The sequence below is a fragment of the Pedobacter heparinus genome, assembly GCF_032678725.1.
In the GTDB taxonomy this organism is placed as follows: domain Bacteria; phylum Bacteroidota; class Bacteroidia; order Sphingobacteriales; family Sphingobacteriaceae; genus Pedobacter; species Pedobacter heparinus_A.
Map to the genome: position 1 here is coordinate 256,788 of NZ_JAVTSC010000006.1, position 8,861 is coordinate 265,648.

Consider the following 8,861-nt stretch of genomic DNA (forward strand, 5'->3'; position numbering starts at 1 on the left):
AGCCCCTTATATTTTTTCTGCCAGTGTCAATCCCGCCGCCAGCAACTCGTTGGTGATGGTGGTGGTATAATCGGCTATTTCAGCCTTAAAATCAGTTACTGAAGCACCAGACCTGATCTCTTCCAACCTTTTTTCCCATTGCCCGGTCAGTTCGGCCTGTGCAATTTTCTGATCCTTTACTACCTCATAAACTGCCAGGCCTTTGGCCGTCGGTACCAGGTTCCGTTTTTCCCGGGAAACATATTCTCTGCCGATCAGCGTTTCAATGATTGCCGCGCGGGTAGCCGGTGTCCCCAATCCGCTGTCCTTCATGGCATACCGCAGTTCCTCATCCTCAATATCCTTTCCTGAAGTCTCCAGGGCTTTCAGTAAAGAAGCCTCATTGTACATCGGTTTAGGCTTGGTCTGCTTTTCCAGCAATGCCTTATTCGTTACCGGCAGCTCCTCTCCTTTTTTTACTTTAGGCAGGGCCGGGTTGTCCTCATCTTTTTTCTCTTCATCTGATTCATTGAACACCGCCCTCCATCCGGCAGCGCGGATCACCGTACCGTTTGCAATAAATAAAGAGCCCGATTCCACCGATATTTTAGTGATCTCTTTCACACATTCCTGGTGAAAAGCCTCCAGCATCCGTCCAACTACCATATCATAAATGGCTTGTTTATCGCCACTTAACTGATACGGGGACTCGCCGGTAGGTAAAATGGCATGGTGATCGGTTACTTTTTTAGCATTCACACTGCGTTTATTCAAAGGTATACTGAGCAGAAACTCTGCCTGCCTGCCAAAGTCCTTATGCGTTTTCAGCTTGTCGATCAGCTGGGGTACACCAGCAAATACATCATCCCCGATATACCTGCTGCCAGTACGGGGATAAGTAACCAGTTTACTTTCGTAAAGGCCCTGCAGCAAACTCAGGGTCTGATCTGCAGTAAATCCTTTGCGCTTATTGGCTTCCTGCTGCAAACTGCTCAGGTCATGCAGCAATGGTGGCGGTTCTTTTCTGGGCTTGGCCTCTACCCCTATAATTTTTCCTCCATTAGTAAATCCTGAGGCTACATCTTCAATTTTTTCCAATAAGGCCTCAGCTTCTTCCTTTTTATCAAAATTATTGACCGACATCGCCCTGAACAGCTGTCCGTCCTTATCCAACTGTATCGCCAGTTGGTAATAAGTCTGGGGTACAAAGTTTTTGATCTCGAGAAAACGCGAGCAGATCATGGCCAGCGTAGGTGTTTGCACCCTGCCCAATGACAATACCGAACGGTTCCCCGCCGAAATGCTCAAAGCCTGTGTGGCATTCATCCCCACCAGCCAGTCCGATTCCGACCTGCAATGCGCCGAATTGAACAAAGTATCATAATCTGTACCCGGCTTCAGGTTCCGGAAACCTTCTTTAATGGCTTCATCAGTTTGCGAAGAGATCCATAGCCTTTTAAAAGGCTTTTTGCATTTCAGAAAATAATAGATATAACGGAAAATGAGCTCACCTTCACGCCCCGCATCCGTGGCTACAATGATCTCTGTAGCCTCGTCAAACAATTTTTTAATGATATCCAGCTGTTTCCTTACACCAGGATCCTCCACCATACCGTCCTTGGTCTTGATCTTACGGATGGCCAGCTTGAATTTTTTAGGCAGCATCGGCAGGTGTTGCCTCCTCCAGCCTATAAAGCCATATTCCTGCGGTGGCGCCAATTGCAGCAAATGCCCGAATGCCCAGGTAAAAGAATAACCTTTCCCTTCAATATACCCGTCTTTTTTGGTTGTAGCACCGAAAACCTTAGCCAATTCACGTCCCACCGAAGGTTTCTCTGCAATAACGATCTTCATAATTATTCAAAAATATCTAAACCAATTTTAAATGTGATGCAATGCGCATCCACAATATCTTTAATGTTAGGCGAATACCCACCTCCCATACTTACCTGCACAGGCAAATGATGGTCTTTACAAAACTGCAGTACCATTCTATCCCTTTCCCTGCAACCCGCTTTACTCAGGGCTAGTTTACCCAGTTTATCAGTTGCCAAAACATCTACACCGGAAAGGTAAAATACAAAATCCGGCTGATGGGCCAAAAGCAAAGGTAAAGTTTCCTCCAGCCTCGCTAAAAAATCAACATCACCAGTTCCGTCTTCCAATGCAATATCCAGATCAGAGCGTTCTTTTCTGAAAGGGAAATTCTTATCGCCATGCATGGAAAAAGTAAATACCCTGGGCTCATTATAAAAAATTTCAGCAGTGCCATTACCCTGATGAACATCTAAATCTATAATTAATATGCGATTGGCTAAACCTTTATTTAACAAATAGTTTGCAGCAATAGCCTGATCATTCAACAAACAAAATCCCTCTCCCCAGTTGCTGCCTGCATGGTGTGTGCCCCCGGCAACATTAAAGGCAATTCCGTAGCGCAACGCATGGCCCGCGGCATCCACTGTTCCTTTCGCAATCCGGACCTCCCGTTCCAGTAATTGTGCTGTTAAAGGAAAACCAATCCGTCGCTGTGCCCTTGCAGGTAAGCTGAGTGATTTCAACTGCTCCCAGTAAGCTTTTTGGTGCGAAAGTAACACGACAGCTTCTTCCAGCGGATCTGGCGCAAATAAATTAGCTGCAGTAATTATTCCTTCATGCAGCAATTGTGCGGGGATCAGCTCGTACTTGAGCATAGGAAAACGGTGCCCCTCTGGTAGCGGATGAGCATATAAAGGATGCCAGGCTATTTTTACCATTATTTCAGGATTTCTCCAACATGTTTTTCGATGTTGTTACAGATCTCATCTACCGGAAGATCGTTTGCATCTTCACCAAAAGGGTTTTCTATTTCTTCAGCGATCAGCTCCAGACTAGCCAGAACATATAAGATAAAAGGTACAATTGGCACCACGAAATAGCCCAGGCTAAACACCCAGCCAAAAGGAAGGGTAATGACATAAATAAAGATAAATTTCTTGATAAATGCGCTGTAAGAATATGGAATTGGAGTCCGCTTAATCCGTTCACAGCCACCACAGATATCTGTAAACTGCTGAACATCTCCATTAAGTATAATGAGCTGCTCCTGGCTGATCTCCCCGTTGGCCTGTAATTCGAATATCCTGGAAGAAATGCTTGCCGCCACCTGGTTGGGAATGTGTTTGCCAGCATCAACTTCTATCAACAGGCTGTTCTTTCCAAAATACTGTTTCTCTCTCAGGTGTTCTTTCAAAGCAAAGGCATATTTAGCAATGGCATAATCAAAGAACTCATTGTGCACCGTACTTAATTTCAAGGATTTGATCTTGATGGCAAAGTTGCGGCTCACATTGGTCAAAGCCCCTAAAAACCTGCGTCCTTCCCACCAGCGATCGTAGGAAGTATTGGTCCTGAACACCAGCAACATCGATATTACAAAACCCAGCAGGTTGTGCATCATACCTATATTTTTGACATAAGTGGTTTCTGCAAGTTTAAGATGGTTCAGTTCAAGGTAAGCAATTACACCTGAAAATATGGCTACACTTACCATTAACGGCCATAAGGTACGGATGGTATCCGCTTTATGTACATGAAATATAAAGGTTACCCAATCTTTGGGATTGTAATTTATCATATCGATGTGAAAGCTAAATTATGCGCTTTTATGGTTTCAAATATCCACAAAAAACGGGGATAAATAAATCAGGCAATTCATTTTGTTATCCACAAAACAAATGATCTTAGCCATTTGGCTTACTCACATACCTGTTTCCCTTAATATAATACCGCCATGGCAGCAGGGCATGATCAGCTGCATAGTCTACCCCAACACGGGGAACTGCGGCGATAGCTTCGTTGTTAAACCTCAGGCCATGGTCTTCTATCCAGATCTCATCCCCCAAAAGGTCTTTTTCATTCAGCAACTTATCTATGCCCATGGCTTTGGCCAGTGCGCCCGGTCCGGCAGTCAGATTGGGTTTTAAAACAGGCATATTTCTGCGCTGCAGCATTATTTCAATCCCGGTGATGGGTTCTATGCCCCTGATCAGCACCGCATGTGGGGTACCTTTTGGTGCGGTAACCACATTAAACAGGTGATGGATCCCATAGCAGAGGTAGACATAAGAAAGGCCACCCGGGCTATACATTACCCTGGTACGGGGCGTAAACCTACCCCCATAAGCATGCGAGGCTTTATCGATCACCCCCTTATAAGCTTCAGTTTCTACAATGGTACCGGCGGTTAGTTGTCCGTCGATCAGGGTAAACAGCTGCTTACCCAATAACTGGACAGCCAGGGCATTTACATCCTCATTCTGGTAAAAGGAAAATGGAAGTTTAGCCATTTAACAAGTTGATTATTTGCTGCAGGTATCTGGCATCAATAGCATCAAAATGAGCAACATACTCACTATCCACATCCAACACTCCTATTACTTTATTTTCTTTGTGCAAAGGCAGGACGATTTCCGATCTTGAAGCGGATGCACAGGCGATATGCCCTGGAAAAACTTCCACATCGGGAACAATCAGCGTCTGATCTTGTTGCCATGAAGCCCCGCAAACACCTTTTCCTTTTTTAATCCGCGTACAGGCTACCGGCCCCTGAAAAGGGCCGAGCACCAATTCATCGCCTTTAACCAGGTAAAAGCCTACCCAAAACCATTTGAACTGTTCCTTTAAGGCTGCTGCAATATTGGCCAGATTGGCAATCAGATCAGTTTCTCCATCAATTAAGGCTTTAATCTGGGGAATTAAAGTTTCGTATTGAACTTCCTTAGTGGCATTTTCTACAATAATCAGGTCTTCTGCCATTTTTTTAAATTATATCCAACAAAAATAAGGAAGTTCCGGATATAAAATTCTCAAAAGCATGTCATGATTTAAGGGCTGCAGCGATACGCTAAAGTGCAGGAGCCGCTCATCTGATCAAAAAGCATGTCAGTGAATGGTTTAAAATAAGTAGATTTGGAATTTTTAATTGACAACTAACTTATCATAACTGATGAAGAAAAAAAACCTCATTACGGCTGCACTAACTGGCACGCTTATCACAGTTGGTGTACTGCAATCGGGCTATAAGCCCTGGGAAGAAGGGATGTTTCCTTTAAGCGAAATCCACAAACTGGATCTGAAAAAAGCTGGCTTAAAGATCAATCAGAACGAAATTTACAATCCCAATGGCACCAGTCTGGTTGATGCACTGGTTAATGTTGGCGGCTGCACCGGCTCATTTATTTCCAACGAAGGGCTGATCATCACCAATCACCATTGTGCTTTTAGCGCTGTACAACAGGCCAGCACACCCGAACATGATTACCTGACCAATGGCTTTGTAGCCAAAACACATGAACAGGAAATTGAAGCAAAAGGACTAACCTGCCGGATTACTGACAGTTATGAAGATGTGTCAGATCGGGTATTAGGTGCCGTAGCACAGGTAAACGACCCCTCTTCCAGATTAAAACTGATCAACGATGCCATGAAAAACATTGAGGTTGAGGCAGAGAAAAATGATCCAGGCATACAGGCTGAAGTATCGGAAATGTTTATTGGAAAAAGCTATGTGCTGTTCAGGTACAAGACCATACAGGATGTAAGGTTGGTTTATGTACCCAACAGGCAGATCGGAGAATATGGAGGAGAAACGGACAACTGGGTATGGCCACGTCATACCGGTGATTTCTCTTTTATGCGCGCTTACGTGGCACCAGACGGAAGCCCCGCTAAATACGCAAAAAACAACATCCCTTATCAACCAAAAAAATTCCTGAAGGTAAACCCCAATGGAACAAACGAGGAAGACTTTGTATTCATTCTGGGCTATCCGGGCAGAACCTACCGCCACCGCCCTGCCCAGTTTATTGAATACCAACAGCAATTTGTACTGCCTTATGTTTCAGAACTATATAGTTTCCAGAATACAATCATGGAAAACGCAGGTAAAAAAGACAAAGCTACCGAGATCAAACTGGCCACCAGGATTAAAAGAAACGCCAATGTGATGAAAAATTACCGGGGCAAGCTCCAGGGCCTTAAAGGCATTGACCTGGTTGGTAAAAAGAAAACCGAAGATGCTGGTCTTGCAAAGTTCATCAACGAAAACCTGGAAGTAAAAGCCAGGTATGGCAGTTTAATGACCGACATTGATAACCTTTACAAACTGATTAACGGTGATGCAAAACGGGATTTATGGCTTACTCAAATTTACAATTCGACCAGCTTACTGGGTGTCTCGAAAAACATCCACATTTTTAAAACAGCACTGGAAAATCAACCGGCCAGCCAGCAGGAAGCTTTTTTTACCCAGAACCTGCCACGCTTAAAACAATTTCTGTCAGGAAATTACGCTTCATACGATATCGATGCCGACCAAAAGATCTTTAAAAAGATGCTGACAGATGCTACAGGTTTCTCTTCAGCAGAAAGGGTAAACGCAGCAAATATACCTGCAAATGGAGCTGAAGGCATCGAAAAATCGGTTGAGGATTTTGTAAACAAAGCATTCAGCACAAGTAAACTGAAAGACAGCGCCTATGTATTTAACACACTTTTGGCAAGCCGGAAATCACTTGCCGCTTACAATGACGAGCTGATGGTTTTTGAACGGGCTGTAGCCAATCAGATTGAAGTGCTAAAACCGGAGAAAGACCGCAGAGAAGGCGTATTGAACAAACTGATGGGCGACTACGTCAACGTAAAAGAGAAATTTCTGAAGAAAGACTTTATCCCTGATGCCAACAGTACCTTGCGGTTAACTTATGGTTATGTAAGGGGTTACTGGCCTGCAGACGCCTCCTACATGCGCCCTTACACTACCATTAAAGGGATATTGGAAAAAGGCACGACCGGAAATCCTGAATTTGATTATCCTGCACAGATCAGGGCCCTTTGGGAGGCTAAAGATTTTGGTTCATTTGCTAAAAAAGACCTTAATGATGTACCTGTGGCCTTTCTTTACAATATGGATACCACCGGCGGCAATTCGGGCTCTCCCATTATGAACGCTCGGGGCGAACTGATCGGAGTAAATTTTGACCGGGCTTACGGAGCAACCATTAATGATTATGCCTGGAATGAAAGCTACAGCAGATCTATCGGAGTAGACATTCGCTATGTGCTATGGGTAGCCGCAAAAATTGACAAAGCCGACTTCCTTTTAAAAGAGATTGGTGTTAACATATAAAGCCTTAAATGCCATTTATAAACCAGGGCGGCTTTCCGGAGAAATGCATATCATCATGTGTTTTTCGGAAGCCTCTTTTTAAAAATTAAAATATATGAGAATAATTGCAGAACTGCCACATCCGGAATGTAAGATCACCTTGTTTAACATGAACCAAAAATACATCGTCAAATTTGAACAGGGAACACTGGAGCAAAGCTATAAGTTATCGGAACTTGACCTGACGGGCGGCGGGGCAAATGAAATTTTCCAAATCCTTGACGAGGCTTTTATCGCTACAGTAGTGGAACGTTTTAAGGGAATGAGAAGTGATTTTTCGGCGGCTTACAACAGGCAGCAGTATTAGTTTAAATAAACAACATAACTCACTGTACAATAGCATAAAAATATATCATTCAGAATATAATTTTACCATTTGGCCATTTTATCCGGCGATGTGCATCAAATTAAGTAAATAAAAAATTAAATTATATATCTATATACATATTGAATATTAGCTAGTTATCAATACATACAAAATATTATTTTGAGAAATAAATTTGCCAAATATCCTGTAAGTCAGTCCTTTTTTCAGGAAATTATTTGATACAACGACCTTACTTAAAAAAAGGAACAAATCAACAGACAGCAACTATAAAAGAATTGATGGTATCGATTTAATTTCGAATATTTGTTGTGTACAAACACACCTCTACCCAGGGAACACATCATGACATATAAAGGCTTATCTATCGCGGCACTATTTCTCCTCCTCATTTATACTTCATGTAGTAAAATAACGGAAAGCCTGCAGCGGGATGTCGTAATTGTAGATACGGTTTATTTTGAAATTCCTGTTATTCCAAACATCGGCGACGAGGCTACCCTGCCTGACATTGCAACAACCATAGATCTTGAAGCACAGATCAAGGCCCAGGTCCAGGACCTGACAGCATCAAATCTTCTATCGGCCAGGCTTAAAAATTTGCATTTGGCTTTAGCCGAAGTCAAAAAAGACTCTATTGATATTGATAACAATTTCGCCAACCTGCAGTCCATAAAGTTCAGCCTTACCGATGGCAGCAAAACCGATAGCCTGGCCAACATAACTATTCCATCTACAAACTTAATCGGGGCACTGGCCCTTACGCCTGTTATACTGCCTGAAACATTAAAACCCCAGCTCTCAAATCCTTCCATGAAGTACAGGATAACCGTTAAAGCAAAGAAAGCAACCGTGAAAGTAATGAATGTCCGTGCAGCGGCAAGCTATATTGTTACCCTGGCTAAGTAAAAGGGATAAAAATATTCAGATATAATTCCTTATATTTGCATGAAACGGGATATTCTAACACTATTCTCTTCCATTACCTGCCAATTCATCTTATTGAATGGGCTTCAGATTCTACCGGTTGCTGATCCGTTGCCAACCAGGAATTAAATTATAGATTAGGCCAGCATGATCATTGCGAATCATTGCAAGGCTGCACAGGTAAGCGCAGAGAAAAGTTATTTTTTAACTAATACATTGAATTTATGGCTAAATCTCAGGCTACCTTCATGAAGAAGCAACTAGAAAAAAACAGACAAAAGAAAAAAGAAGATAAAGAACAACGCAAACAGGAACGTCAGCAAAATTCTACAGGAGGCGATCTGGAAAGCATGATGGCCTGGGTTAACGAATTTGGAGAAATTGTAAATACACCTCCGGAAAAAAAATAAAAGAGCTGCCTTA

At 42.9% G+C, this 8,861-nt stretch carries 9 protein-coding genes; 4 read left to right on the plus strand and 5 right to left on the minus strand.

The window, feature by feature from the left end; translation table 11 throughout:
- Window positions 1-6 precede the first annotated feature (6 nt).
- The 5 genes from R2Q85_RS11880 to R2Q85_RS11900 form a co-directional block, all read right to left on the minus strand.
- The gene (locus tag R2Q85_RS11880) at window positions 7-1,833 is read right to left on the minus strand and encodes a DNA topoisomerase 3 (protein WP_316812003.1); all 1,827 of its coding nucleotides are present in this window, start codon (window positions 1,831-1,833) and stop codon (window positions 7-9) included.
- Between the two features lie 2 nt (window positions 1,834-1,835).
- Window positions 1,836-2,735: a histone deacetylase gene (locus tag R2Q85_RS11885; RefSeq protein ID WP_316812004.1), complete on the minus strand. Its 900-nt coding sequence runs from the start codon at window positions 2,733-2,735 to the stop codon at window positions 1,836-1,838.
- Complete coding sequence (locus R2Q85_RS11890; protein ID WP_316812005.1) at window positions 2,735-3,595, minus strand: bestrophin family protein; 861 nt, start codon at window positions 3,593-3,595, stop codon at window positions 2,735-2,737. The genes R2Q85_RS11885 and R2Q85_RS11890 overlap by 1 nt, the downstream gene beginning before the upstream one ends.
- Window positions 3,596-3,701: 106 nt before the next feature.
- Entirely contained in the window at window positions 3,702-4,307 is a 606-nt protein-coding gene (locus tag R2Q85_RS11895) for a DNA-3-methyladenine glycosylase (RefSeq protein WP_316812006.1), read from the minus strand.
- Window positions 4,300-4,776 carry a GAF domain-containing protein gene (locus R2Q85_RS11900; protein ID WP_316812007.1) on the minus strand — a complete coding sequence of 159 codons (477 nt, stop codon included), beginning with the start codon at window positions 4,774-4,776 and terminating at the stop codon, window positions 4,300-4,302. The genes R2Q85_RS11895 and R2Q85_RS11900 overlap by 8 nt, the downstream gene beginning before the upstream one ends.
- 190 nt (window positions 4,777-4,966) lie before the next feature.
- On the opposite strand from R2Q85_RS11900, the gene R2Q85_RS11905 reads away from it, so the two are divergent.
- From R2Q85_RS11905 to R2Q85_RS11920, 4 genes are all read left to right on the plus strand, one after another.
- Window positions 4,967-7,147 carry a S46 family peptidase gene (locus tag R2Q85_RS11905; protein ID WP_316812008.1) on the plus strand — a complete coding sequence of 727 codons (2,181 nt, stop codon included), beginning with the start codon at window positions 4,967-4,969 and terminating at the stop codon, window positions 7,145-7,147.
- A gap of 94 nt (window positions 7,148-7,241) precedes the next feature.
- A complete protein-coding gene (locus R2Q85_RS11910) occupies window positions 7,242-7,493 on the plus strand; it encodes a hypothetical protein (RefSeq protein WP_316812009.1) in 252 nt (83 codons plus the stop codon).
- 363 nt (window positions 7,494-7,856) lie between these two features.
- The gene (locus tag R2Q85_RS11915; protein ID WP_316812010.1) at window positions 7,857-8,420 is read left to right on the plus strand and encodes a hypothetical protein; all 564 of its coding nucleotides are present in this window, start codon (window positions 7,857-7,859) and stop codon (window positions 8,418-8,420) included.
- A 266-nt stretch (window positions 8,421-8,686) separates the two neighbouring features.
- Window positions 8,687-8,848, plus strand: a complete 162-nt coding sequence (locus R2Q85_RS11920) for a hypothetical protein (protein ID WP_225874691.1) — start codon at window positions 8,687-8,689, stop codon at window positions 8,846-8,848.
- Window positions 8,849-8,861 lie beyond the last annotated feature (13 nt).